The sequence below is a fragment of the Hoeflea sp. TYP-13 genome, from assembly GCF_040932035.1.
In the GTDB taxonomy this organism is placed as follows: domain Bacteria; phylum Pseudomonadota; class Alphaproteobacteria; order Rhizobiales; family Rhizobiaceae; genus Hoeflea_A.
Genome location: NZ_JBFRBB010000003.1, coordinates 499972 through 526079, shown reverse-complemented (window position 1 = coordinate 526079; position 26108 = coordinate 499972). Strand labels below are relative to the sequence as shown.

Sequence of the window (26108 nt, the reverse complement as noted above, 5' to 3'; positions counted from 1 at the left end):
CGAATTTGTGCCACCAGGTGGCACAATTTACATTGGGCTCTTTGCAATGCACGGATTACAGTTCGTGCATGCCACACAGAATGTGCGATGACATCCCGCCATCGGCGGGAATGTTCACACCACGGATCCAGGCCGAGGACCGTGAAAGCAGGAAGGCCGCAACCGGCGCAATATCCTCAGGCGTGCCCGGACGGTCCATAACCCGCATGTCCTCTTCCGCGCGCTCTCCAAGCGTTTCGATAAAATCCGGAAGTATCGGCGTATCCACCGGCCCCGGGCTGATCGAATTCATGCGGATGCCGCGGTCGCGCCATGTCCAGCGGTTTTGCATCGTCCAGATGATCAGCGCTTCCTTGGACAGAAAATAGGAGCGGCCACCGGGCGCATCGAGATCATGTTCCCTGCAAAAGCCCGCAATGTCGCCATCCAAGGTCAGTTCCAGCGTAGCCTTGGCCTGATCAACAGCATCCGGCCAGCCAAATCCGGCAAGCGACGCCAGGTTCACAATTGAGGCGCCGGCGGCAAGCCTGGGCACAAGTGCATAGGTAAATTCGCGCAAACCAAGAATATTGACCTTTATTACCTGTTCGGCCGGGGCGGTCGGCGGCAGGCCGGCAACGTTGGCAAGGCCATCCGCGCCGGCAGGCAGTTTCGCCACCAGATCGGATATCGATGCCGGGTCGGAAAGATCGGCCTGGAAAAACGTATCGCAATTGTCGGTTTCGTTGCGGTCCACGCCTATGACTTTCGCGCCCTGGCTTTTCAGCACTTCGACGGTTCGCGCACCAATGCCGGAGGCAACCCCCGTTACGATGATCGTCTGTCCATCATTCATGGTTTCATCCTCCAGCTATTGCGTTCACTTATGCGCGGCACCGCCCAGATAAGCCGCCTGTACCGCGGGGTCATGCAGCAGCGCTTCGGCCGAATTCTCGCCGGTGATCTCACCGTTTTCGATCAGGTAACCCCGGTCCGCGATGGCAAGGCTCTGTTTGGCATTTTGTTCAACAAGCAAAACGCCCATGCCGGATTCGCGGATATGAGACAGATTGCCGAACAGTTCGGTGCACAGGATCGGCGAAAGGCCGAGTGACGGCTCATCGAGCATCAGGATTTCCGGATTGGCCATCATCGCCCGGCCGATCGCCACCATCTGCTGTTCGCCGCCGGACATTGTGCGCGCAATCTGCTTCTTTCGCTCGACGAGTTTCGGAAACAGCGTCAGCACCTGATCGAGGTTCTTTTCCTTGCCGCGGCGGCCCCGCTCGGAATAGGCCCCGAGCATCAGGTTCTCCCACACGGTGAGATCGCCAAAAATACCGCGGCGCTCGGGTACGAACGCCACGCCGGCCTCGACGATTTCATCGGACTTTCTGGACAACAGATCCTTGCCACTGAGCTCAACCCGTCCCTCGACCCTGCCTTCGCAGATGCCGGAAACAGCGCGCAAAAGTGAACTTTTGCCTGCACCGTTGGCACCCAGAATGACGACGATTTCACCCGGCGACACATTGAGTGAAACACCCGCCAGGGCGCGATGGAGACCGTAGGAAACGGAAATGTCGGTCACGCTCAGCATCATCCGTCCCCCAGATAGGCGCGTATGACTTCAGCGTCCGAGAGCACCTCCGCCGGCGTCCCCTCGGCAATCTTTCTGCCCGAGTTCATTACCACGCAGCGGTCGCACAGCGAACGGATCGCATCCATCACATGCTCGACAAGAATAATGGTCCGCCCTTCATTACGCAGGCTGGATATCAGGTCGATCCCGATCTGCAATTCACTCGGATTTAAGCCCGCCAGCCATTCGTCGAGGAGAAGAACTTCCGGTTCGGAGGCAAGCGCCCGGGCAAGCTCCAGCCGTTTCTGATCTATGTAAGTGAGCGAACCGATGCCGAGGTTTTTCTTTTCGCCGAGATCCAGCCGGTCGAGCAGATCGGCGGCAAAGCGTTCCGCGTCATCGCCCCAGCGCGGCCGGTGGGCGAAAGCGGCGCCCGCAACCACATTGTCGATAACCGACAGTTTCGGAAGGATGCGTACCAACTGAAAGGTGCGCGCAACGCCGAAGCGGGCAATCTTGTAGGCCGGCAGCGCCGTCAGGTTGCGACCTTCCAGCACGACCGTTCCGCCGGACGCCGGCAACGCCCCCGAAATCAGGTTCATCGTTGTTGATTTGCCTGATCCGTTCGGTCCGATAATGCCCATAACTTCATGTTCGCGAACGGAAAAGGATAGATCATTGACCGCTATGAGACCGCCAAATCGCTTGGTCAGATTGGAGACCTCAAGGATAGTATCGCCGGGGATCATTTGCGAAACCTCCCGGACACGGTCTCAAACAGGCCAACGAACCCGTTGGGTAGAAAGTATACGATCAGCAGGAACGTGAGCCCCAGAAACATGGTCGTGGAGTTGGGAAAGGAAATGGTGATGCCCTCCCAGATGAGCGTGAACGGAATGACGCCGACCAACGGCCCCCAAAGACGGTGAACGCCGCCCAGCAGGGCCATGATGACAACCAGAAAACTGAGCTGCGGAGAAAAGACGACATTGGGTTCGATGTAGGAGTACCGCGGAGCAACGATGGCTCCGACAATGGCTGCGAAGAAACCTGTCGTGGTAAAAAGGACCACCTTGGACCAGGCCGTATTGATGCCTACATGCTTGGCGACATCCTCATCATTGCCGATGATGCGCAACGCAAAACCGAGCCGTGACCTGTTGATTTGCCAGCCGGCCAGGAACACGACGACGGCCACTGAAAGCAGCATCCAGTAGATGTCCGCCTCGGTAAAGTCCGTCAGAACGTAGAGGCCGCGCGACCCGAGAAAGTTGTTCTGTACCCATGACACCAGGTTGCGGATCATTTCCGCGAGGCCGAGCGTGAAGATGACGAAATAGACGCCCGACAGGCGCAGCGTCGCCAGACCGATCAACAGCGCCAGCGCGGCAGACACCAGCGGCGCTATCGCGGCCATGGTCCAGAAGCTCAGGTCATAATCGCTCATGCCTGTTCCGACCAGATAACCGCCGATCCCGAAAAAGGCGCCGGTCGACAGGGCGATCAGATGAGTTGGTCCGGAAAACAACGCCCAGCTTGTCGACAGCGCAATATACATCATTGCGGTTGTTGCAATCGACAGCCAGTAACCATCCGCAACATACGGTATCGCCGCTGCTGCCAGCGCACCGGTGATCCCGGCAACAAGCATTCCAGTTTCTGCCGGTTTCACGATGCCCGCCTCCCGAAAAGCCCCTGCGGGCGGAACAGCAGCACCGCCAGAAAGATGACATAGGCTGCCGCCAGCGTCAGGCCGGGATCGATGGTCGTGGCGACCGCCGTTTCGACAAGGCCGAGGATCAGCGCTGCGATGATGGCGCCACGAATATCGCCGACGCCGCCCATGATGATGATAATCAATGCCTTCATGGTGAATATGACGCCGATTGAAGCATCCAGAGTAATGAACGTTGAAATCAGGGTGCCGCCGACCGCCGTGACGGTGCCGCCGAGCGCGAATGCCAGCGCCGAAACCCGGTCGACATTGATGCCCACCAGACCCGCCGCTTCAGTGCTGACTGAAACCGCACGCACAGCCGTTCCGGCATAGGTACGGTTTAGCCAGAAATACAGCGCTGCGCCAATTGCGGTGGCTGCAAGAAAAGCAACCAGACGGTTCAGCGCAACCGTGCTGCCGAGAAGCGAGAAGGGATCCGCCAGGTAGGAATAGGTAAAATATTCACCGTGGATAGACACCATGACGCCTACAAGCGCAAAGCTCATGCCGAACGTGGCAAGAATGGAGTCGACCTCCAACTGACCCTGGTTCTTGCTGCGCCTCACCAGCGGCAGCAGCAGGAACCTGTAAATCAGCCAGTTGCCGGCAAAGGCCAGCGGAGCGACGACAAGGACGGTCAGCAGCGGACTGATTGCTGCGGTTGTGAAGACCCAGAAGGCCGCAAGCCCCCCGAGAACCAGCATCTCGCCATTGGCAAGATTCATGATCCGCGCCACACCGTATTGCAGGTTGAGCCCCATGGCCATCAGCGCGTAGGTTCCACCCAGCAGGAGGCCGGACAGGATGATATCCATATTAATTCACCTGATTGGCAAAGCCACCCGGCCCGTTTGAGCCGGATGACTGCATTTGGGGAACGGTCAGTTCCAGCCTTCTTTGGCAACCGCTTCGACGGAGTCGTCCATGCCGGTATCGGCAACCGCCCGGAATACGCCATCGCGCCATTGCCCGACCGACCAGTAGCGTTCCGAATTGTTGTTGTCGTCGAAGCTGATCGTGCCGATCACGGTGTCGAAGCTGTTGTTCTTGATGTAATCGACAACGGCTTCGCGATCGACTTTGCCGACACCTTCGATCGCCTGCTCGAGCACCTGCAGGCTGGCGTAATAGGTGGCGGAGGCCCAGAAGTCGGCATCTTTGCCGGTGATCTCCTTGTGTGCCTTGCGGTAGTCCTGCATGGCCGGCGTATCAGGATTAACGCCGCCTGCGCCCAGGTTGCCTTCGATCTTTGTGCCGAATTTGCCGGCAAAGGCCGGGAAAGCAGTCGCCACAGCGGTATAATAGGCGTTGACGTCAAAATCCTCGATGATCGCCTGTTCTGTCAGTGCAAACGTATCCGGCGGATAGGACCACGCGACAAAGGCGTCGGGTTCTGAGGCCTTGGCGCCCTTGACGACCGGCGACAGGTCCGGCGTGCCGAGCGGATAGGATTTGTCATAGACGATTTCGAAGCCGGCATCTGTCAGCATGGGCCGCGCCACATCCGCCAGCTCGATACCGAATGCATCGGCAACGTTGACCATGGCGATCTTGTTGCCGATGGTTCCGGCATCGCGCATGGTGACCAGCGTGTCCCTGACACCTTCTACAAAGCCGGTGGTGCTGCCAAGCGTGAAGAACATGTTCGGAAACCGCTTCGCAAGATCAGGAATCTTGTCGGTGATCGCGCTGACGGCAATGAGTGGATAACCGTATTTGGCGTAGATCGGCGCCGCCGCAATATTGAATCCGGTGCCATAAGGCGACAGCATGAAATCGACCTCGTCCTGCGTCGCCAGGCGCTGGACAGCCTTGATGTGCTCGCCCGGATCGGTCTTATCATCATATTCGATGAGTTCGATTGGCCTTTGTTCACCGTCGACCTTCAGACCGCCGCGATCATTGACCTGTTTTACCCACATTTCGATGTTGGGCGTGTGTGTGACCGCCTCTCCGCCAGCGAGCGGACCGGTCTTGTGGGAAACGACACCTATTTTGAGCGGTTCGGCGGCAACTGCGGCTGTGGCCATAAAGCCGGCAATGCTTGCGGCAATGATACCCTTGCCGAACCCCTTCACAACTGTACGACGATCCATGTTTTCCTCCCGGTATCGACTTCATTTTTCGTGGTCCGGAAACGATAAGATGGGACGCCGCTCAGCCTGAATAGACATTTTACGGAAAAAATTGCACATTTGACGGCGCTCTATGGCCAGGCAGCGTAGGATTCATCCTCGTCGCGTTCAGGTCTGCCCTTTTCACGGCGGAAACGGGCAGGTGTCGTACCGACATGGCGCTGGAAGAACCGGTTGAAATAGGCCGGATCATTGAATCCAAGCGTGAATGCAACCTCCGCAACCTGCTGACTGGAAGAAACCAGGAGGATTTTCGCTTCGGCAATCATCTTGCGGTGTATCAGCGCCAACGGCGCCTCTCCGGTGGCACGGCGCAACACCGATGTCAGCCGGTCGCGTGAAATGCCCATGTGATCGGCATAGTCTGCAACGCTCCAGTGATCACGCAAGTGAACATCGAGCAACGACATGAAATTATGCACCAGATTGCGTGGCAGCGGCAGCGGCCGGATCATCTCTGCACCGGACAGGCGCCAGAGTTCGACGAGCATGATCGATACGGAATTTTGCAGCACGGTTTCTATGCCGGGAGCGTTTGCATTCAGTTCCCTTTCGGCTAGGTGGGCATGATGCAGCATGGTTTTGAACGATTCCGGTTCCACCTTTTGCAGATGTTGACGCAGGCCGATGATCTGGCGGATCTGGTTTCCCATTACGTCCTGTGGGATCGACCGCCCAAGCGTAGCATTCGATATGCTGCTCAAAATGCCCACCGAGCCGGCGGCAATCTTCACCGTGCGTGCAGTACCATCGGGCAACCAGCAGATCGCCGGCGGCGCAAGCCGGTGTTCACCGTCCTCCGCCACCAGTGATGCCGAGCCGCTCTCCAGCAGAAACAAATGAAATCGCCCACCCCTCAAAACGAACTCCGTTTGCGTAAGTGAACTTGGAATCCGGCGCGTTTCAAATCCCTCATGCGGCGCCCGATAGGCCTGCTTCCTGACAAGTTCCTGCTGGTTCGAATTTTCCATCGTCATAGTCACACCGTTACACTGCAGCCCCGATTGCATTCCAAATAGGTCTTCATTCCGGCAAAAGTGCAATTTTGTTTCCAAATTGTCTATTCACGAATTTATTGCCCGACCTATCCTTTGCAAAAGCGGTGAGCACCAAATGCCACACACAGCAAAACGGGCATGGTCGGGAGGAATGACAAATCATGGAAACTGCAACTTTGCTCATCGGCGGCGAAGACTTGGATGCCGCAGGTGAAAAAACATTCGAGCGGGCCAATCCGATTTCCGGTGAAGTAGCCACGCGGGCGGCCGCGGCGAGTGTCGAGGATGCGCTGCGGGCGGTCGATAATGCAGCCAGCCTGTTCCCGCAATGGTCGACCACCTCACCCGGTGAACGCCGCAAGATACTGATAGCAGCCAGTGACGCGCTCAAGGCCCGTGCCGATGACTTCGTCAGTGCCATGGCCGAGGAAGTCGGCGCAACCGAGATATGGGCGCGCTTCAACGTCGGCCTTGCCGCCGATATGCTGCTGGAAGCGGCCTCGATGACCACCCAGATTACCGGCGAAATCATCCCTTCAAACCGGCCCGGCAGCATGGCGATGGCGGTCCGCCAGCCTGCCGGCGTCATATTTTCCATGGCGCCGTGGAACGCACCGGTCATTCTCGGCGTCCGCTCGCTCGCAATGCCATTGGCATGCGCGAACACCGTAGTCATGAAATCGTCAGAGCTGTGCCCGCGCACCCACAGGCTCATTGTCGAGGCGCTGCTTGAAGGGGGCGTGCCCAAAGGGGCCCTCAACCTGATCTCCAATGCGCCCGAAGATGCTGCCGCGATTGTGGAAGCGGTCATCGCCCATCCGGCCGTGCGCCGCGTCAATTTCACCGGCTCGACCCGTGTGGGCCGCATCATCGCTGAAACCGCCGGCCGCCACCTGAAACCGGCGCTGCTGGAACTCGGCGGCAAGGCGCCGATGGTCATACTGGAAGATGCCGACATAGACGCGGCCGTTGCCGCCGCAGCATTCGGCGCATTCATGAATCAGGGCCAGATCTGCATGTCGACCGAGCGGCTCGTCGTCCATGACGCCATCGCTGATAAATTCAGCTCGGCCTTTGCCGCGAAGGTCAAGACGATGAAGGCCGGGGATCCGCGAAAGGGCAACACGCCGCTCGGCTCAATCGTCGACCGCAGTGCCGCCGAACGTCTGATAGGACTTGTTAATGACGCCACCGACAAAGGCGCCGAGCTGATCGCCGGCGGCAGCGCGAATGATACGATCATGGAAGCTACGGTTCTCGACAGGGTGACACCGGCCATGCGCATCTATTCGGAAGAGAGCTTCGGCCCGGTCGTCAGCATCATCCGCGCCGGTAGTGACGACGAGGCCGTCCGCATTGCCAACGATACGGAATACGGCTTGTCGGCAGCCGTATTCAGCACGGATGTGAACCATGCCATGGCGATCGCCAAGCGGATTGAATCCGGCATCTGCCACATCAACGGCCCCACCGTGCACGACGAAGCGCAAATGCCCTTCGGCGGCATGAAGGCATCCGGCTACGGCCGCTTTGGTGGACAGGCCGGCATAAACGAATTCACCGAACTGAGGTGGATCACCATACAGGACGGCGATCTGCACTACCCGATATAATCTTGTGGCGTAATACAAACGACGCGACACCGACCTGCTTTGGTGTCGAAATCTGATCGGAATGGATTTCAGAGAATCTGTTTGGGCGTGGCCGAGCCACGTTCGCCTCAGTTATCCGGGGAAGGATCGGCGCGCCCCGGATCAAGCCCGGCCGCCGCGCGGCAGCACGGTCAAGGCCGGCAAGGATCAGAGTAGGTAGTTGCGCGGGCGTCAGAATGCCTGATAGGCCTCAATGACCGCCGCAATCTGATCGGAATCCAGGGCCCCCATCTGGGCGCTCACCAAAGCACCTATTTGTTCGCTTGAAAGGTTCGAGATGTCCTCGGTTGACAGTCCCGCTATGCCGGCGGAGCTGAACGACGCAATGTCTTCGGTCGAGAAGGTCGCGAGGTCCTCCGCAGTCAAAGCATCAACCTGTGCTGACGTCAGTGCGTTAACCTGGGCCGAGGTCAGTGCCTCGGCCTGATCCGTCGTCAGGGACACGATCGCCGCAGTGCTCAATCCCACCACGGCATTGGTGCTCAAAGCGACAATATGATCAGTGGAAAGCTGCGCGACATCGTCCGTGCCCAGCGCGGCGATATGCAATGCGTTAAGGGCGCTCGCCTGCGATGTCGACATTGCTGCAATCTGGTCAGTGCTCATGGCCGTTATCTGGCTATAGCTCAGCGAGGCCACCTGACTGGTTGTCAAAACGGCAATTTCGTCGGTGGTAAAGGCCGCGATAACATCCGTGGATAGTCCCGATATGGCACCCGAGTTGATCGCCGTGAGTTCGTCGGTTGAAAACGTATCGAGATCGTCCGTCGTCAGACCCGCGAGCCCACCCGAGCTCAAGGCGGCAATCTGGTCGGTCGTCAATGTGTCGATCTGCCCGGTGCTAAAGGCACCAACCTGATCGCTGCTCAGACCCGAGATGCCGCCCGTGCCCAGGGCTGCGATCTTCTCGGTGGAGAGCGCCGCGACAATGTCCGTGGACAATCCCGACATACCGGCCGAGCTGATCGCCGCGATATCGTCGGTCGAGAATGTCTCCAGGTCATCTGTCGTCAGGCCCGCGAGCCCGCCCGAGCTCAAGGCGGCAATCTGGCCGGTGGTCAAGGCCTCAACCTGCTCGGTGCTCATGGCGTCAACCTGACTGCTGCTCAGGCCGGCAATTCCATTCGTGCTAAAGGCGGCGATATGATCCGTGGAAAAGGCCGCGATGTCATCTGTGCCCAGCGCGGCAGCCTGCGTGGAACTCAACGCGGCAATCTGACCGGTGGAAAGGGCTTCAGCCTGATCGATGGTCAGCGCGTTGACCTGATCGGTGGAAAGGCCTGCAATTCCATCGGTGCTTAGCGCGGCAATCTGATCGGTGGAAAATGCTGCAATGCTGTCAGTAGACAATCCTGATACGGCGCTCGAGCTGATCGCCGCGATATCGCCGGTCGAAAAGGTTTCAAGATCGTCCGTTCCAAGGGCGGCTATCTGGTTCGAACTCAAGGCAGCAATCTGATCGGTCGACAGGGCCTCGACCTGATCTGTATTCAAAGTATTCACCTGGTCGGTGGAAAGGCCGGATATGCCATCCGAGCTGAAGGCGGCAATCTGATCGGTGGAGAACGCGGACAGGGTGTCTGTGGACAATCCCGAAACGGCGCTTGAGCTGATCGCCGCGATATCGTCGGTTGAGAAGGTCTCAAGATCATCCGTACCGAGCGCGGCGATTTGCGTTGCGCTCAGCACCGCCACCTGATCAGAAGTCAGAGCTTCAGCCTGGTCCTCGCTTAAAATATCGATCTGATCGGTACTCAGCCCCTTTATGCCCGCCGTGCTCAAAGCGGCTATCTGTGCAGTGGACAAGATCGCAATATCGTCAGTACCCAGCACAGAAGCCTGCGTCGAGCTCAACGCGGCAATCTGACCGGTCGACAAGGCTTCAACCTGGCTTGTGCTCAAGCCACCCACCTGGTCCGTCGAAAGGCCTTTGATTCCATCAGTGCTTAACGCCGCGATCTGACCTGTCGACAAGATCCCCACATCGTCCGTTCCAAGCGCAGCAACCTGTTTGGAGCCAAGGGCACCAACCTGGTCCAGGGACAGGGCTCCAACCTGATCGGTACTCAACGTACCGATCTGGGCTGTGCTGAGACCCGCAACGCCGCCGGTGCTCAAAGCGGCAATTTCATCGGTCGAAAGCGCTGCGATAACATCGGTGGAAAGACCCGATACCGCATCCGAGCCGATCGCGGCGATGTCATTGGTCGAGAAGGCCGCTATGTCGTCCGTACCGAGTGCGGCAACCTGTTTGGAGCTGAGAGCGCCTACTTGCTTGGTCGACAAGGCCTCGACCTGATCCGTGCTCAGCGCAACGATCTGATCGGTGGAAAGCCCTGCGACGCCATCGGTGTTCAGGGCGGCAATATGGTCGGTCGACAAGGCTCCGATATCCGCCGTATCCAGCGCTGCGACCTGTTTGGAGCTGAGCACACTGACCTGTTTCGTCGACAGGGCCACCACTTGATCAGTACTCAAAGTATCGACCTGTTTGGTGCTCAGGCCTGCAACGCCATTGGTGCTTAGAGCTCCGATATTCACGGTTGAAAGGGCCGCGATAACATCCGTGGAAAGGCCCGATATCGCATCCGAGCTGATTGCCGAGATATCGTTCGTCGAGAAAGTACCGATGTCATCCGTGCCGAGAGCCGAGGCCTGTTTCGAGCTTAGAACAGCCACCTGCTTGGTCGACAGGGCCTCGACCTGATCAGTGCTCATCGTATTAATCTGGATTGTGCTCAGGCCCGTGATGCCGCCTGTGCTCAAAGCGGTGATTTCATCCGTAGAAAGCGCCGCTATAACATCCGTGGAAAGACCCGGTATCGCTTCCGAACTGATGGCCGCGATGTCATTGGTGGAAAAGACACCGATGTCATCCGTGCCAAGAGCCGAGGCCTGTTTCGAGCTGAGCACAGCCACCTGCTTGGTCGACAGGGCCTCGACCTGATCTGTACTCATCGTGTTGATCTGAGATGTGCTCAGGCCGGTAATTCCGTCGGTGCTCAACGCAGCGATCAGCGCGGTCGAGAACGCGGCGACATTGGCGGTGTTGAAAGCGGAGATTTGCGCTGAACCCAAAGCTGCAAACTGGTCACTGGACAGGACTGACACCTGATCGGTGGAAAGGGTATCGATCTGATCGGCGTTCAAACCCGTAACCGCCTGCGAACTCAGGGCGGCAATCTGACCGGTTGAGAAGGTCGCTATGTCACCGGTGCTGAGAGCAGACACTTGCGCCGAACTCAAAGCGGCAATTTGATCGGTAGACAGAACGGCGACCTGGTCGGTGGAAAGGGCGTCGATCTGGTCGGTGGAAAGACTGGTTGTAGTCTTGGTGCTCAGGGCAGCAATCTGGTCTGTGGAAAGGACCGCAATAACATCGGTGGAAAGGCTCGAAACGGCAGCCGAGCTGATCGCTGCGATATCATCGGTCGAGAATGTCTGGACATCGTCGGCGGTCAATGCCGCCGCCTGGGTTGAGTTCAGGACCGCGATCTGCGCAGAAGACAGGGCTTCGGCCTGGGTTGTGGTCAGAGCGTCGATCTGATCAGTCGAAAGGCCTGTGGCGGCTTTCGTGCTGAGGGCAGCAATCTGATCGGTGGAAAGGGAGGCTATTGTGTCTGTGGACAATCCCGATACCGCAACAGAGCTGATGGCCGCAATATCATCGGTCGAAAAGGTGGCAATGTCGTCGGTACCCAGCGATGCGATCTGCGTTGAACTCAATGCGGCGATGAGTTCGGAGGACATGGCTTCCGCCTGAGCGGTGGTCAGGGCGTCAATCTGGCCGGTGGAAAGACCCGCTGCGGCCTTCGTGCTCAGGGCGGCCATCTGGTCGGTCGAAAGGGCCGCGATCGTGTCAGTGGACAATCCCGATACGGCGGTCGAACTGATCGCCGCGATATCGGCGGTCGAAAAGGTTGATATGTCGTCCGCACCCATGGCCGCAATCTGCGTCGAACTCAGTGCCGCGATCTGTTTGGTGGACAGGGCCTCTGCCTGTGCCGTCGTCAGCGCGCCGATCTGGTCGGTGGAAAGGCCCGTGATCGCACCGGTACTCAAGGCTGGCACCTGATCGGTGGAAAACGCTGCTACATTGTCGGTGCTCAAAGCAGCGACTTGCGTCGAACTCAGCTTGGCGATTTGCGATTCGGTCAGCGCCTCGGCCTGGCCGGTGGACAAGGCGCCGATCTGCGTGGTGGTCAGGCCATAGACCGCCTTGGTGCTGAGCGCCGCGATCTGATCGGCGGAAAGCACCGCGACATTGTCGGTGCTGAGCGCAGCGACCTGCGCCGAACTCAGCTTGGCGACCTGCGTCGTCGTCAGCACATCGGCCTGATCGGTGGTCAAGGCACCGATCTGGCTGGCCGTCAGCTTGGTAAGCGCCCTGGTGCCGAGCGCGACAAGCTGGTCGGTCGAAAGCGCCGCGACGACGGCCGTCGAAAGGCCCGATACGGCGGTCGAGCTGATTGCCGCTATGTCATCGGTCGAAAAGGTTGCAATATCGTCCGTGCCAAGGCCGGTAACCTGCACCGAACTCAGCTTGGAAACCTGTGCGGCGGACAGCGCCTCGGCCTGGGCGGTGGATAAGGCGGCGATCTGGGCCGCCGTCAACCCGGTGATTGCCTTGGTGCTCAAGGCAGCAATCTGGTCGGTGGAAAGGGCGGCGACAACATCCGTCGAAAGGCCTGATGCCGCCGTCGAGCTGATCGCCGCAATATCGACGGTCGAGAAAGTTGCTATATCATCCGTGCCAAGGGCCGAAAGCTGACTTGAACTCAGCTTCGAAACCTGTGAGGCGGTCAGTGCCTCGGCCTGATCGGTGGAAAGGGTGCCGATCTGAGCGGCGGTCAGCCCGCTGACCGCCTTGGTGCTGAGGGTGGCAAGCTGATCGGTCGAGAGCACTGCGACATTATCGGTGCTGAGGGCAGCAACCTGTGCCGAACTCAGCTTGGCAACCTGCGCCGACGTCAGCACATCGGCCTGGGTTGTGGTCAGAGCGCCGATCTGAGCGGCGGTCAGCCCGGTGAGCGCCCTGGTGCTGAGCGCAACAAGCTGATCGGTGGAAAGCGCCGCGACAACATCCGTCGACAGGCCCGACACGGCCGTCGAGCTGATCGACGCGATATCGGCAGTCGAAAAGGTTGCAATGTCGTCCGTGCCAAGACCGGCAACCTGCGCCGAACTCAGCTTCGCAACCTGTGAAGCGGTCAGCACCTCGGCCTGGCCGGTGGACAAGGCACCGATCTGAGCGGCCGTCAGCCCGAGGACCGCCTTGGTGCTCAGCGCCGCGATCTGATCGGTCGAGAGCACCGCGACATTGTCCGTGCTGAGCGCTGCGACCTGCGCCGAACTCAGCTTGGCAACCTGCGTCGTCGTCAGCACATCGGCCTGATCGGTGGTAAGGGCATCGATCTGCCTGGTGGTCAGCCCGGTGAGCGCCCTGGTGCTCAGCGCAACAAGCTGGTCGGTGGAAAGGGCCGCGACAACATCTGTCGACAGGCCCGATGACGCCGTCGAGCTGATCGAGGCGATATCGGCGGTCGAGAAGGTTGCTATGTCGTCCGTGCCAAGGGCCGAAAGCTGTCTTGAACTCAGCTTTGCCACCTGCGCTTCGGTCAGCGCCTCGGCCTGGCCGGTGGACAAGGCGCCGATCTGCGTGGTGGTCAGACCATAAACCGCCTTGGTGCTCAGCGCCGCGATCTGGTCGGTGGAAAGCACCGCGACATTGTCGGTGCTGAGCGCAGCGACCTGCGCCGAACTCAACTTGGCAACCTGCGTCGTCGTCAGCACATCGGCCTGATCGGTGGTCAGGGCGCCGATCTGGCTGGCCGTCAGCTTGGTGAGCGCCCTGGTGCCGAGCGCAACAAGCTGGTCGGTCGAAAGCGCCGCGACGACAGCCGTCGAAAGGCCCGATACGGCGGTCGAGCTGATTGCCGCAATGTCATCGGTCGAAAAGGTTGCAATATCGTCCGTGCCAAGGGCCGAAAGCTGACTTGAGCTCAGCTTCGAAACCTGTGAGGCGGACAGCGCCTCGGCCTGGGCGGTGGATAAGGCGGCGATCTGGGCCGCCGTCAACCCGGTGATTGCCTTGGTGCTCAAGGCAACAATCTGGTCGGTGGAAAGGGCGGCGATCACATCCGTCGAAAGACCCGATGCCGCCGTCGAGCTGATCGCCGCAATATCATCGGTCGAGAAAGTCGCTATATCATCCGTGCCAAGGGCCGAAAGTTGCGCCGAACTCAACTTCGAAACCTGCGAGGCGGTCAGTGCCTCGGCCTGATCGGTGGACAAGGTGCCGATCTGAGCGGCGGTCAGCCCGAGAACCGCCTTGGTGCTGAGGGTGGCAACCTGATCGGTCGAGAGCACTGCGACATTATCGGTGCTGAGGGCAGCAACCTGCGCCGAACTCAGCTTGGCAACCTGCGCCGACGTCAGCACATCGGCCTGGGTTGTGGTCAGAGCGCCGATCTGAGCGGCGGTCAGCCCGGTGAGCGCCCTGGTGCTGAGCGCAACAAGCTGATCGGTGGAAAGCGCCGCGACAACATCCGTCGACAGGCCCGACACGGCCGTCGAGCTGATCGACGCGATATCGGCAGTCGAAAAGGTTGCAATGTCGTCCGTGCCAAGACCGGCAACCTGCGCCGAACTCAGCTTCGCAACCTGTGAAGCGGTCAGCACCTCGGCCTGGCCGGTGGACAAGGCACCGATCTGAGCGGCCGTCAGCCCGAGGACCGCCTTGGTGCTCAGCGCCGCGATCTGATCGGTCGAGAGCACCGCGACATTGTCCGTGCTGAGCGCTGCGACCTGCGCCGAACTCAGCTTGGCAACCTGCGTCGTCGTCAGCACATCGGCCTGATCGGTGGTAAGGGCATCGATCTGCCTGGTGGTCAGCCCGGTGAGCGCCCTGGTGCTCAGCGCAACAAGCTGGTCGGTGGAAAGGGCCGCGACAACATCTGTCGACAGGCCCGATGACGCCGTCGAGCTGATCGAGGCGATATCGGCGGTCGAGAAGGTTGCTATGTCGTCCGTGCCAAGGGCCGAAAGCTGTCTTGAACTCAGCTTTGCCACCTGCGCTTCGGTCAGCGCCTCGGCCTGGCCGGTGGACAAGGCGCCGATCTGCGTGGTGGTCAGACCATAAACCGCCTTGGTGCTCAGCGCCGCGATCTGGTCGGTGGAAAGCACCGCGACATTGTCGGTGCTGAGCGCAGCGACCTGCGCCGAACTCAACTTGGCAACCTGCGTCGTCGTCAGCACATCGGCCTGATCGGTGGTCAGGGCGCCGATCTGGCTGGCCGTCAGCTTGGTGAGCGCCCTGGTGCCGAGCGCAACAAGCTGGTCGGTCGAAAGCGCCGCGACGACAGCCGTCGAAAGGCCCGATACGGCGGTCGAGCTGATTGCCGCAATGTCATCGGTCGAAAAGGTTGCAATATCGTCCGTGCCAAGGGCCGAAAGCTGACTTGAGCTCAGCTTCGAAACCTGTGAGGCGGACAGCGCCTCGGCCTGATCGGTGGATAAACCACCGATCTGCGTGTAGCTGAATGCCGCGATTTGTCCGGTTGCAAGGTTCTCAACGCTGCCCGTGGATAGAACGGCCAGTTGATCCAGGCTCAAACCGGGGATGGCACTGGTCGATATGGCACGCAACTGAAGCGTGCTGAAGACGACGACGTCCTCGGTTTCCAATGCGGCAATTTGAGTTGAAGAAAGCGCGTTGATCTGTTTTGTGGACAGCGCAGCCGCGTCGTCGGTGGTCAAAGCGGCTATTTCTGCCGTTGTAAGAGACTGGATCTGCGCGACACTCAGTGACGAAATGCTTGAGGTCATAAACGAATGCCTTTGATCCTAATTCGCGCAAATCAATAAATTCTGCCGCCAACCGCCCGAAAAAAATAAGTTTACCCATACATTGCCTGGCTTGTGTGAAGCTGATTGCGGAGCGCTGCACGAAGGCGGTCCGAGCGCTGAATTTACTTCCGCCGCTACCCGCGAAATCAGATAGATGATTGCAGAAATGCGGGCATGGGGGTGCCATGCGCGCATTTGGACATGTAAAGCCTGGCGGTGTCCAAGGCCTCCCGGATCGTTACGTCCATATCGAGATAACGATATGTCCCCAACCGGCCGACAAATGTGACGGATTTCTCAAGCTCGGCGCGCGAAACATATTGTGCAAGCTGTTCTTTTTCTCGGACGAGCCGGATCGGATAATAGGGAATATCTTCAAGGCCGCATGATCGGGAAAATTCCAGATAGCAGACGGAGCCTGCATGTTTCTCCCACGGCGAAAAATGCTTGTGCTCGGTCACTCTCGTATGAGGCACCGAAAGATCGGCATAGTTCATCACCGCACAGCCCTGGTAGTCACCCTCATGGGTAAAGCGCTCGAAGTCCAGCGTGCGATAGCCCAATTGGCCTTTCTCATAATCGAAATAGCCGTCAAGCGGACCGGAGTAAAAGACGTGATCGAAATCGTCCTTTTGGCCGCGATGAAACCTGGTTCGGAGATTTACCGTGATATGGGCATGATCAAGAATGCGGCCAATCATGTCCGTATAGCCGTTTTCAGGCATGCCCTGATATTTATGGAAGAAATAATTGTCATCATAGCTGAAACGCACCGGAAGCCGTTTCAATATCGAGGCCGGCAATTCGCGCGGTGAGCAGCCCCACTGTTTTTGGGTGTAGCCCTTCAGGAAAGCCTCGTAGAGGTCTCTCCCGACGTAGCGCAGAGCCTGTTCTTCAAAAGTTTGAGGCTCTTCGATTGTCTTGTCCGCCTGCGCGTCGATAAAGGCACGTGCCTCGTCTGGCCTGAAACATTTTCCGAAAAACTGGTTGATTGTGTGCAGGTTGATGGGCAGCGAATATACCAGCCCGCTGATCGTCGTCTTGACGCGGTTCTTGTAGGGCATGAATTTCTGGAAACCGTTCACATAATCCCAAACCTCGCGGTCGTCCGTATGGAAAATGTGCGGCCCGTACACATGAACCATTACCCCGGTCTCTTGATCGCGCTCCGTATGGCAGTTCCCGGCGATATGGTTGCGGGTGTCAAAAACTTCGACCCGGTGTCCTGCTTCTGCGAGTTCACGCGCAATAACCGCCCCTGAAAGTCCGGCACCTACAGCGGCAATTTTTTTGGCCCCCGGCATTGCGACCTAGGCCCTGTGGCCGAAATCGACATTGAATTCGTTCATAATTTCCCGGCCGTAGTTTCCGTCCACAAACGGCAATCGTAGGGGACGGGTGCAAATTCGTGGTTATCGGCCAGTTTTTCGACGTAACGTTGCCTATAGATGTCGTCATCCAGATATTCTGCATTGCCGCCAGCCAGCTCAGCACCGATTTCGTAATAGAGATCGAGATTGCGCAGATCAGGTACCGGCGTGTCACCACGCTCGCACTCCTCCTGCATCTGCCAGAACAACGTTTCGAGCCGGCGGGCAAGGGCCGGAATGTCACGCAACACGCTGGTTTCCCTCTGATCCTGCAGCTTTCGCCTCACCCTGGCGATACTCTCGCGGTCCTTCGCAAAGCTTATGGCCTGTTCAACATAGTGATCCGGCCCGCTGCAAATCAGCTCCGGAACGCCAGCGGCCATGACGATACTGTGGCAGAACCGTGCGGCGAAGCTTTTTCCGGGAAATGTCAGAACAGGCAACCCCACCGTCAGCGCATCAGCCGCCGTGGAATGTGCACCGTAAGGAAAGGTGTCGAGAAAGAGGTCGGCAAGACTGATCCGGGCGAGATGGTTCGCGTTTGCGGCCTTGGGTGCAAATATTAGGCGTTCGGGTGCCACGCCGCTCTTTTCTGCCAAATCGCGCAGGCGCAGATCTACATTCTCGTTTCCGGTCAACAGCCACAGCACACTGTCGGGCGTTGCCGACAGTATTGACATCCAACGCTCGAAGGTGCCGCTGGTGATCTTCTGCATGCCGTTGAAACAGGCAAAAACAAACGCATCCTCCGGCAGCCCGGCCTCTTCGCGCGATGGCGCATCGGCAATCACCCTCTTGCGGTCGATGGGCTGGTTGCAGGAAATCCTCAGCACCTTTTCCGAGTAAAATATCTCATTCTTGGGCGGAACGATGTGTTCGTCTGCAATCATATATTGATGAAACGGGCTGCCCATGGAGCCCGGATAACCGCAGAAATTGACGATGACAGGCGCCGGTCTGAAGGCGAAGATTTTTGTCCTCGCATGTTTTGTGTACCCGTTGACGTCGACGAGAATATCTATTTCGTCGTCGGCAATCTGTTTTGCAGCCGCCATATCGCTAAGTGCCGCAATGTCGTGCCAGTGGTCGACGGCCTCTTTCATCCGCGTTTGCGTTGCATCGCCGTCTATCGCTTCGCCGCAATAGTAGGCATAGATTTCGACACTGCTCTTGTCATGCAGTTCCAGCACTTCTCTTAGCGCAAATCCAACCGCGTGGTCCCGCAGATCTGAGGAAAGGTAGCCGACGCGAAGGCGTTGTCCGGTTCCCGACTTCTGCCTCGGCTGCGGGCGCGGAAATCCGCTGACATCGGGTTGTTTGACCAGGGATTTGTTGTAGCGGTAGGCCTTTGCAAGTTGAAACAGCGGATCGTCCGAATAGCAGGCAAGCGCCAGGGGCGACATGGCGTCGAGCAACTGTTGTTCAGAGACATGGTCTGACGATACCAGGATCGGCCATTTGCACTGTCGCTGCCGCAAAGCGCTCCAATGCTGGCCCGATTCAGTCTTGTCGGGACGCAATTCGATGGCCTGCCACAGTGCGGTTTCCGCTTCTTCGAACAGACCTGCGTTTTCCATAACGCGGCCGATGTGCTGGAGAGCCATCAATCGGTGGGCTACCTGCTCCGCCGAACTGTCCGCAGTCGTCTCTACGAAGCTTCGCCATTGCTGGATGGCCTGCGTGGCCATGCCGCTATCTTCGAATGCCCGGCCGAGATTGATATGTGCCTGCCCGAAACGCGGATTGAGTTCCAGGCAAGCGCGCAGGGCGTGGATCGATCCGGCAACATCACCCAACTCGCGCAGTGTGACGGAATAGTTGAAATACGCCAGATGCAGGAAGGGATTGTCGTTATTTGTCGCAATCCAGACCTTGTAAAGTTCCGCTGCTTCGTCCCTTTGTCCTGCCGCGCTGCGGTTTTCCGCAAATTCAAACAACTCTGCCAGGGACAATTGCTGCGCACGCGCGCGCTCCAACATGACGCTGGCCGGTGAAGCAGGTGCATTGTTCGTGACCACTGACATCTCGCAATTAGTCAACCCAGGGGCTACTCCGCAGGCAAGGATTTGGCTCCCAAGCCAGGAGAATTCCGGATATTACCTTAGTTGATTCCCTACCCGGATACAGCGGCAAATATGCCAATCGTTCCGAGGCCGAGGCAGTGTTTTTTAGCTGCGGCGTGCTACGTTCTGTCGATATTGCCAAAGAAGCGGAAAGACGGCTCAATAAGCCGGTCATCTGCAGCAATCAGGCCAGCATGTGGTATTGCCCGCGTCTGGCCGGAATCGGAGAACATAGTCCCGGTTGGGGCATCCTGTTCGAAGCGGCATGATTGCCGAACAGCATCGGGTTTGAGAGAACACCATGACGACAGAGAAAAACACGCTCATTGAACTTCTGAAAAACCGGTCCGGAGACAAGGTGGCGTTTTCAGCGCCCAATCAGTCAGACCTGTCTTATTCGGGCCTGATCGAGCTGATCGAAGAAACCGCCGCCGCGCTTGCCAGTGCGGGTGTCGAGCGCGGGGACAAGGTCGCAATCGTCCTGCCAAACGGGCCCGAGGCGGCAACGGCATTTCTGGCAGCGGCCCATATCGCCGTCGCCGCACCGCTCAATCCGGCCTATACACAAGATGAGTTTGCCTTCTACCTGCAGGATCTGGGTGCAAAGCTGGTTATTTGCGACGATGCCGCCGGCCTTGCCGCCGCGGCCGCTGCAGGGCTTGGCATAAGGGTGGTTTCAATCGAACGTAAAGCAAGCGCCGGCCAGTTTTCCCTCAAGCTTTCCGGAGAGAAAAACGGCATCGCAACAAATGCCGGGCCGGACGATGCCTGCATGGTCCTGCACACTTCAGGCACCACATCGCGCCCCAAAATCGTTCCCCTGACACATCGAAACATCTGCGCTTCGGCGCATAATATCGCCGCCACCTTGAACCTGACCGCGGATGATCGAACCGTCAACATCATGCCTCTTTTCCACATTCACGGGCTTATTGCAGCGGTGCTTTCTTCCTTGTCGGCCGGAGCCAGCATCTACTGCACACCCGGTTTCAACGCGATGAAAGTGTTTTCCTGGTTCGAGGAGGCGCACCCGACCTGGTATACGGCGGTGCCGACAATGCATCAGGCCATCCTGACACGCGCCGGGCGTAATGAAGAGGTGATTGCCGGAACAACACTGCGCTTCATCCGCTCATCGTCGTCCTCGCTTCCGCCGCAGGTGATGGCCGCGCTCGAGGAAACATTCCGGTGCCCCGTGGTCGAAGCCTACGGCATGACCGAGGCGGCTCACCAGATGACCAGCAACCCGATCGCGCATGGTACACAAAAGCCGGGCTCGGTGGGAAGCGCAGCAGGCCCCGAAGTCGCCATTTACTGTGACGGCGAAATTGGCACAAAGGCCGATCTGCTCGGCGAAATCGTCATCAGCGGCGACAATGTCACGAAAGGTTACGAGGCAAACGAAAAGGCCAATGCCGAGTCCTTCATAGCCGATCCGGATAGCGAACGGACATGGTTTCGGACCGGTGACCAGGGGCGTTTCGATGCCGACGGTTATCTGTACATCACCGGCCGCCTCAAGGAGATCATCAACCGCGGCGGCGAGAAGATATCGCCACGCGAAGTCGATGAGATCCTCATGGATCATGAAGCGGTTCTGCAGGCAGTTACCTTCGCTGTTCCGCACAAGCAGCTTGGCGAAGACGTCGCGGCTGCAGTCAAACTTAAAGACGGATGCACCCTGGAGCAGTCCGAACTGAAATCCTTTGCCCGCGAACGGCTTGCCGGATTCAAGGTTCCGCGTCAGATTGTCATTCTGGATGAAATCCCGAAAGGTCCGACCGGAAAACTGCAGCGGATCGGACTGGCTGAAAAACTCGGCTTGAAGGATGCACAATGACCCGGATCAGCATCTTCGGCGCCGGCGCCATCGGCGGTTTTCTGGCCCATGCGCTCTCAAAGGCCGGCGCCGATGTCAGCCTTGTCGCCCGCGGCCCGCATCTCGAAGCGATGCGCACAAAGGGGCTGACCCTCATCAAGGACGGAACCGCCGATACGATTGACGTGCGGGCAAGCGACAACCCGTCGGATCTGGGCGTGCAGGATTTTGTTATTATCGGCCTCAAGGCCCATTCAGTGCCGCCGATAGTTGAGCAGTTTCAGCCGCTTCTGGGTGAAGAAACGGCAATCGTATCCGCCGTCAACGGCATTCCGTGGTGGTATTTTTACAAGGCGAATACCGGTACCGGTCTTGACGACAAATGGGTCGAAGCGGTCGATCCAGGCGGGGCGCAGTGGCGCGGTTTCGGTCCAGAGCGGGCGATCGGCTGCGTCGTATACCCGGCTTGCGAAATTCCCGAGCCCGGGGTCGTTCGCCACATGGGCGGCGACCGGTTTTCGTTGGGCGAGCCAGACGGAAGCCAGTCTGAGCGAAGCAAGATCCTGGCCGGGCTGATGCGTGATGGCGGCCTGCGCGCGCCGGTCAAGCCGCGCATACGCGACGAGATCTGGATCAAGCTGTGGGGCAATTGTTCGTTCAATCCGATTTCAGCGCTGACCGGCGCCAGCCTGGATCTGATCGGCGCGGATCCCGCCTGTCGCTCCCTGGTGCGCGACATTATGATTGAGTGCCGAAATGTCGGTGAGGCGCTTGGCGCACGGTTCAACGTCCCTATCGAGCGGCGCATCCAGGCTGGTGCCGATATTGTCGGTCACAAACCCTCGACCCGGCACGATGTCGAGATGCTCCGCCCAATGGAACTGGATGGACTTATCTGTGCCGTCCTGGAACTGGCGCGGCGTCTGGGCATAAAAACCCCGACACTCGACCATGTTGCGGCGCTGGTTCGCATGCAGGGAGACGTGCTCGGTCTCTATCAGCGAAGGGACGATATCGAAGCAATCATCACCGGGCCATATGAACCTGCCGATAATTGAGCATCCGGACCGTTTATGAAACCTCGCCATCCGCAGTTTCGGAAAACGCTTCCGTCGCTCCGGCCGCCAGGATCATGGCCGTGCCGGCCAGTTTCGCCATTCCATAGGATTCCCCGGCAATCAAGGTCGCGGTGATCGACGCAGCCACGACCTCAAGCATCAACAGCAGCGAGACACGGCCCGGATCCAGCCTCTGCGCGCCCCAGACCATGGCCCAGGTAATGGGGATAAGGATGACAACCACCACCGCAATGACAAATGGCAAAGCCTGTAGTGCCTGTTCGGCGGTCGGTGTTGAATAGGCCGGGTTCACCAATGCAAACAGTGTCGAAAGTCCCGCTCCGCTCGCCAGGCTGAGCCAGGTTTTTTCCAGCTCGTAGTCCCCGGTGACACGATGTGCAAATGTCGCCCCGACCGCAAAAGCCATTCCGGAAGCAAGCCCCATCCATTCGCCAGGACCCTGTGGCGTCGGCACCCCGCCCGTGTGATCGAGGATCACTGTAACGCCGGCAAAGCCCAGCACGATCACGGCCACTCGAAGCCAGCTGAAGCGTTCACCGAGAAAGGCGAGCCCCAATAGCGTTCCCCAAACCGGTGCCAGATAAAACAACAAGGTCACACGGACAATATCGCCGTTGATCAGCCCATGCTGATAGGTCGAAAACATTGCGCCGAAAAAAAGACCCGCCCCCCAGACCATCGGGCCGGCGCGCAGCAACCTGCCGAGACGGCCGAGAATAAATGGCATGAGGCACACCGCTGCAATGCCTAAGACAACGACACTCGTCCAGTCGCCTTTCAGGCCAAAACCATCAATATGGCGCAGCGGAATCCACCAGCATCCCCAGGCCACCGCCGACAAGGCAACCACCGCAGATACGCGCACGGTCGATGATGAAAACGAGGCGAACGCCGCCGCTGCAAAACCCGGTTGCAAGAAGAACGACCTCAGGCGTGTGTGCGCGATTTGTCCGGATCGTAGAAAGGCAAAGCTTCGACGACCACATCGAGGGATTGCTCCTTGCCGCGCAACTGAAGCGTGGTTCCCGGAGCCACATCAGGCCGCAGATGAACCAGAGCCAGGGACTTTTTCATACGGTGCGAATAGGCCGGGCTGTTGACAACACCGACATCCTCACCGTTCAGAAAGAGCCTCGCATCGGCTTCGAGAACATCCGTCGTGGTTGCGCAGGAAACACCACCGAATTTGATCTTTTCCTTGCCCTTTGCCGCGATCATAGGCTCGCGTCCCATGAAGTCGGCTTTGGTACGGGAGATGGACCAACCAAGACCAACCTCCCAGGGCGTGTTCACCTCGCTCATATCGTATGGGTAAAACAGCAAAGCCGCCTCGATGCGGATCTTGTCGAGACAGTTGAACGAACAGGCCATGATGCCCTCAGAGATCCCGGCCTCGAGGATGTTACGCCAGATTTCGACGACATCTTCCCGATCCGTGAATATCTCGTAGCCACGCTCCCCGGAATAACCGGTCCGCGACAGGATGACCTTCCGGTCGAAGAGCGTGGTTTCGACCTGATGGAAGTACTTCAGATCCGCGAGATCCACCGGTGTGTGCGCATTCAACAGCCCCAGCGCCTTCGGCCCCTGCAGCGAGATATCATGCAGCTCATCGTCAAACCGTATCTCGACATTCTTGCCTCGACCGGCTTCTTCGAGTCTCGCCTCGCTTTGGCCCGAGCCGTGGACATAAAGGTACTTGTTGGCGTCGATGTGAAAGATGATGTTGTCGTCGCAGATCGTGCCTTCGTCGGTCAATAACGGGCAGTAGGCAGATTTGCCCTTGTAGATTTTCTGCATCTCCCGGGTGGCGACACGGTCAACGACCTCGAGCGCATCCGGTCCGGTGATCCAGATCTTCTTCAGGCCGGAAACATCGAACAGGCCGGCCGCCTCACGCACCGCGTCATGCTCGTCCTCGTCCGATGTGGCGTAGCTCCACGCCACATCCATGCCGTTCCAGTCGTCGAGCCCGGCGCCAAGCGCGCGGTGCTCGGCTTCAAGTGCGGAAACTCTTCTTGCCATCGTCCTGTTCCTCCTCTGGTTGTTTCAATCACGCCCGGCTGTCCGGCGGCGTGTTTGTTGCTGTGCGGCCTGGTTCAGGGCCTGTGTCTAAAAATGATTTTCGAGTTCCTCGGCAATCTCGAACATGTCGCCGACGATGCCGTAACGGGCGATGCTGAATATCGAGGCTTCAGGATCGGTATTCACCGCGACAATGTTTTCGATGTGCTTCATTCCCCACTGGTGTTGAACCGAACCGGAAATGCCCATGGCGATATAGAGCCGGCAATTTGCCGCCAGTTGGCCGGACTGGCCGACCTGACGCGCCTTCGGCAGCCAGCCATTGTCGGCGACCGGTCTTGAGCAGCCCAATGTGGCACCCATTTCGTCCGCAAGTTCGAGGAACTGCTCGACATTGCTTTCATCGTTCACACCGCGGCCGATCGACAGAATGAAATCCGATCCGGGGATATCTATGCCGCCGGCATCCGCCGGTTCCTTCCAGCCCACATGATTGAGCGACGTCTCGCAGGCCGGGGCATCCATAGTGGTCATCTTCGGCTCGGATGTGCCGCCCGCGGGCTCGAAGACATTGGTGCGGATGGTTACGAGCGTCGTTTCCCTGCCCGGAAACTCCAGGTCGACCAGCACCTTTTCGGCGTAACCCGCGCGGGTGGCGATCAAATCGCCGCCCTCGGATTTCAGCGCCAAAACATCGCTGGCAAAACCGCTTCCGAGCGTCACTGCCACAGACGGCGCAAATGACCAGGCGTCAACGCTGTGCGCCGTTGCGATCAGGGACGGTTTGCGCGCCTGCGCCAGCGCGATAACGACCGCTTCCACGACTTCCGGCTGGAAATCATTCGAACCGGCCGTGACCGTGATCACCTCGTCGACGCCCTCCACGGAAAGGGAACCGGCCAGGCTATCCGGATCGGCCGACACGATGACGGCCGCAAGGCTGTCGCCCTCCCCCTTGACGGTTTTGGCAGCAGACACAGCCTCAAGCGTCGCAGGATGCAAGACGCCGTCACGTTGACCGGCAACAACAATAATCTCTGCCATGACTCACGCTCCCCGCAGTTCTTTGACGATTTCAGCCAACCGGGCCGCCTGTTCGGCCACCGAGCCTTCAATGATTTCGGCCTGCCCTTTCTCCGGCGCATACATGCGGCGCACCCGCGAGGCCGCCTTGACGGCCTCCGCGGTAAGCCCCAGATCCGAAAGATCAAGCTCGTCCACCGGCTTTTGCCGGGCCTGGCGTATACCCCGCAGTGATGCGTAGCGTGGCTGGTTGATGCCGAGCTGTATTGAAAGCACCGCCGGACAGGCGACGCTCATGATCTCCTCAAGACCGCCCTCGAGTTCCCGGTGAATGGTCGCTCTCTCATTGCCCGGCTTGAATTCGAGCTTTGATACCACTGCCGCGTGGGGCCAGCCGAGCAGGCCGGCAAGCGCCATGCCTGTCGCGGCATGGCCGAAATCGACGGACTGGGCGCCAGTAAACACCATGTCAGGATTTTCGCGCTCGACCACTTTGGCAAGCACTCTGGCAATCGCAATGCTGTCGGCGTCCACAAGGGAATCATCCCAAACCCGGATGCCCCGTTCCGCCCCCTTGGCAAGGGCTGTGCGCAGGGCGTCATCGGCGTCCTCGTCTCCCACGGTGACAATGACAACTTCTGCCTCATCACCGGCGGCTTCCGCAATCAGCAACGCCTCTTCGACGGCGAAGTGGTCAAATTCGTTGAGGTCCTTTTCGAAGAAATCCTCATCCACATCGCGGCCATCCTCGCGCATCTCGAATTCGTCATCGAGAACCGAAACCTGTTTAACCGCTACCAGAATCTTCATGACAACTG

The 26108-nt window shown here is 58.7% G+C and carries 18 protein-coding genes; 4 read left to right on the top strand and 14 right to left on the bottom strand.

The window, feature by feature from the left end; genetic code table 11:
* Positions 1–55: 55 nt before the first annotated feature.
* From ABVT35_RS19540 to ABVT35_RS19510, 7 genes are all read right to left on the bottom strand, one after another.
* Positions 56–835: a coniferyl-alcohol dehydrogenase gene (locus tag ABVT35_RS19540; protein WP_368468614.1), complete on the bottom strand. Its 780-nt coding sequence runs from the start codon at positions 833–835 to the stop codon at positions 56–58.
* Between the two features lie 24 nt (positions 836–859).
* Positions 860–1579 carry an ABC transporter ATP-binding protein gene (locus ABVT35_RS19535; protein ID WP_368468858.1) on the bottom strand — a complete coding sequence of 240 codons (720 nt, stop codon included), beginning with the start codon at positions 1577–1579 and terminating at the stop codon, positions 860–862.
* Positions 1579–2310, bottom strand: coding sequence for an ABC transporter ATP-binding protein (locus ABVT35_RS19530; protein ID WP_368468612.1), 732 nt, complete (start codon positions 2308–2310; stop codon positions 1579–1581). The genes ABVT35_RS19535 and ABVT35_RS19530 overlap by 1 nt, the downstream gene beginning before the upstream one ends.
* On the bottom strand, positions 2307–3233 hold the full coding sequence (locus ABVT35_RS19525) for a branched-chain amino acid ABC transporter permease (RefSeq protein WP_368468610.1): 927 nt from the start codon (positions 3231–3233) through the stop codon (positions 2307–2309). Before ABVT35_RS19525 ends, ABVT35_RS19530 begins: the two co-directional genes overlap by 4 nt.
* A complete protein-coding gene (locus tag ABVT35_RS19520) occupies positions 3230–4093 on the bottom strand; it encodes a branched-chain amino acid ABC transporter permease (protein ID WP_368468608.1) in 864 nt (287 codons plus the stop codon). The genes ABVT35_RS19525 and ABVT35_RS19520 overlap by 4 nt, the downstream gene beginning before the upstream one ends.
* Before the next feature lie 66 nt (positions 4094–4159).
* Positions 4160–5374, bottom strand: coding sequence for an amino acid ABC transporter substrate-binding protein (locus ABVT35_RS19515; RefSeq protein ID WP_368468606.1), 1215 nt, complete (start codon positions 5372–5374; stop codon positions 4160–4162).
* 110 nt (positions 5375–5484) lie between these two features.
* Positions 5485–6390, bottom strand: a complete 906-nt coding sequence (locus ABVT35_RS19510; RefSeq protein ID WP_368468604.1) for a helix-turn-helix domain-containing protein — start codon at positions 6388–6390, stop codon at positions 5485–5487.
* A gap of 182 nt (positions 6391–6572) precedes the next feature.
* Between ABVT35_RS19510 and ABVT35_RS19505 the strand changes: the two genes are divergently transcribed.
* A complete protein-coding gene (locus tag ABVT35_RS19505) occupies positions 6573–8024 on the top strand; it encodes an aldehyde dehydrogenase (RefSeq protein WP_368468603.1) in 1452 nt (483 codons plus the stop codon).
* 210 nt (positions 8025–8234) lie between these two features.
* Here ABVT35_RS19505 and ABVT35_RS19500 read toward each other — a convergent pair whose 3' ends face one another.
* The 3 genes from ABVT35_RS19500 to ABVT35_RS19490 form a co-directional block, all read right to left on the bottom strand.
* Entirely contained in the window at positions 8235–15890 is a 7656-nt protein-coding gene (locus tag ABVT35_RS19500) for a hypothetical protein (protein ID WP_368468602.1), read from the bottom strand.
* 167 nt (positions 15891–16057) lie between these two features.
* On the bottom strand, positions 16058–17215 hold the full coding sequence (locus ABVT35_RS19495; RefSeq protein WP_368468600.1) for a UDP-galactopyranose mutase: 1158 nt from the start codon (positions 17213–17215) through the stop codon (positions 16058–16060).
* Between the two features lie 41 nt (positions 17216–17256).
* On the bottom strand, positions 17257–19305 hold the full coding sequence (locus tag ABVT35_RS19490) for a glycosyl transferase (protein WP_368468598.1): 2049 nt from the start codon (positions 19303–19305) through the stop codon (positions 17257–17259).
* Positions 19306–19367: 62 nt separating this feature from the next.
* Here ABVT35_RS19490 and ABVT35_RS19485 point away from each other — a divergent pair, with 62 nt between their 5' ends.
* Genes ABVT35_RS19485 through ABVT35_RS19475 form a run of 3 tightly spaced genes read left to right on the top strand, consistent with a single transcriptional unit; the run spans position 19368 to position 22221 of the window.
* Complete coding sequence (locus ABVT35_RS19485; protein WP_368468857.1) at positions 19368–19613, top strand: hypothetical protein; 246 nt, start codon at positions 19368–19370, stop codon at positions 19611–19613.
* Between the two features lie 32 nt (positions 19614–19645).
* The gene (locus tag ABVT35_RS19480) at positions 19646–21184 is read left to right on the top strand and encodes an acyl--CoA ligase (protein ID WP_368468596.1); all 1539 of its coding nucleotides are present in this window, start codon (positions 19646–19648) and stop codon (positions 21182–21184) included.
* Positions 21181–22221, top strand: coding sequence for a 2-dehydropantoate 2-reductase (locus tag ABVT35_RS19475; protein WP_368468594.1), 1041 nt, complete (start codon positions 21181–21183; stop codon positions 22219–22221). Before ABVT35_RS19480 ends, ABVT35_RS19475 begins: the two co-directional genes overlap by 4 nt.
* A gap of 13 nt (positions 22222–22234) precedes the next feature.
* Here the strand turns inward: ABVT35_RS19475 and ABVT35_RS19470 are convergent, their stop codons facing one another.
* The 4 genes from ABVT35_RS19470 to ABVT35_RS19455 all read right to left on the bottom strand — a co-directional run bounded on the left by ABVT35_RS19470 (position 22235) and on the right by ABVT35_RS19455 (position 26100).
* On the bottom strand, positions 22235–23158 hold the full coding sequence (locus tag ABVT35_RS19470) for a DMT family transporter (protein ID WP_368468592.1): 924 nt from the start codon (positions 23156–23158) through the stop codon (positions 22235–22237).
* 11 nt (positions 23159–23169) lie between these two features.
* A complete protein-coding gene (locus tag ABVT35_RS19465; RefSeq protein ID WP_368468590.1) occupies positions 23170–24267 on the bottom strand; it encodes an aminomethyltransferase family protein in 1098 nt (365 codons plus the stop codon).
* Positions 24268–24354: 87 nt separating this feature from the next.
* The gene (locus ABVT35_RS19460) at positions 24355–25311 is read right to left on the bottom strand and encodes an electron transfer flavoprotein subunit alpha/FixB family protein (RefSeq protein WP_368468588.1); all 957 of its coding nucleotides are present in this window, start codon (positions 25309–25311) and stop codon (positions 24355–24357) included.
* A gap of 3 nt (positions 25312–25314) precedes the next feature.
* Complete coding sequence (locus tag ABVT35_RS19455; protein ID WP_368468586.1) at positions 25315–26100, bottom strand: electron transfer flavoprotein subunit beta; 786 nt, start codon at positions 26098–26100, stop codon at positions 25315–25317.
* Positions 26101–26108 lie beyond the last annotated feature (8 nt).

Bases quoted from the DNA above. Each gene is read 5' to 3' on its own strand.
- ABVT35_RS19540 (WP_368468614.1), bottom strand. From the start codon at position 835: ATGAATGATGGACAGACGATCATCGTAACGGGGGTTGCCTCCGGCATT.
- ABVT35_RS19535 (WP_368468858.1), bottom strand. From the start codon at position 1,579: ATGCTGAGCGTGACCGACATTTCCGTTTCCTACGGTCTCCATCGCGCC.
- ABVT35_RS19530 (WP_368468612.1), bottom strand. From the start codon at position 2,310: ATGATCCCCGGCGATACTATCCTTGAGGTCTCCAATCTGACCAAGCGA.
- ABVT35_RS19520 (WP_368468608.1), bottom strand. From the start codon at position 4,093: ATGGATATCATCCTGTCCGGCCTCCTGCTGGGTGGAACCTACGCGCTG.
- ABVT35_RS19515 (WP_368468606.1), bottom strand. From the start codon at position 5,374: ATGGATCGTCGTACAGTTGTGAAGGGGTTCGGCAAGGGTATCATTGCC.
- ABVT35_RS19510 (WP_368468604.1), bottom strand. From the start codon at position 6,390: ATGACGATGGAAAATTCGAACCAGCAGGAACTTGTCAGGAAGCAGGCC.
- ABVT35_RS19505 (WP_368468603.1), top strand. From the start codon at position 6,573: ATGGAAACTGCAACTTTGCTCATCGGCGGCGAAGACTTGGATGCCGCA.
- ABVT35_RS19500 (WP_368468602.1), bottom strand. From the start codon at position 15,890: ATGACCTCAAGCATTTCGTCACTGAGTGTCGCGCAGATCCAGTCTCTT.
- ABVT35_RS19495 (WP_368468600.1), bottom strand. From the start codon at position 17,215: ATGCCGGGGGCCAAAAAAATTGCCGCTGTAGGTGCCGGACTTTCAGGG.
- ABVT35_RS19490 (WP_368468598.1), bottom strand. From the start codon at position 19,305: ATGTCAGTGGTCACGAACAATGCACCTGCTTCACCGGCCAGCGTCATG.
- ABVT35_RS19480 (WP_368468596.1), top strand. From the start codon at position 19,646: ATGACGACAGAGAAAAACACGCTCATTGAACTTCTGAAAAACCGGTCC.
- ABVT35_RS19475 (WP_368468594.1), top strand. From the start codon at position 21,181: ATGACCCGGATCAGCATCTTCGGCGCCGGCGCCATCGGCGGTTTTCTG.
- ABVT35_RS19465 (WP_368468590.1), bottom strand. From the start codon at position 24,267: ATGGCAAGAAGAGTTTCCGCACTTGAAGCCGAGCACCGCGCGCTTGGC.
- ABVT35_RS19460 (WP_368468588.1), bottom strand. From the start codon at position 25,311: ATGGCAGAGATTATTGTTGTTGCCGGTCAACGTGACGGCGTCTTGCAT.
- ABVT35_RS19455 (WP_368468586.1), bottom strand. From the start codon at position 26,100: ATGAAGATTCTGGTAGCGGTTAAACAGGTTTCGGTTCTCGATGACGAA.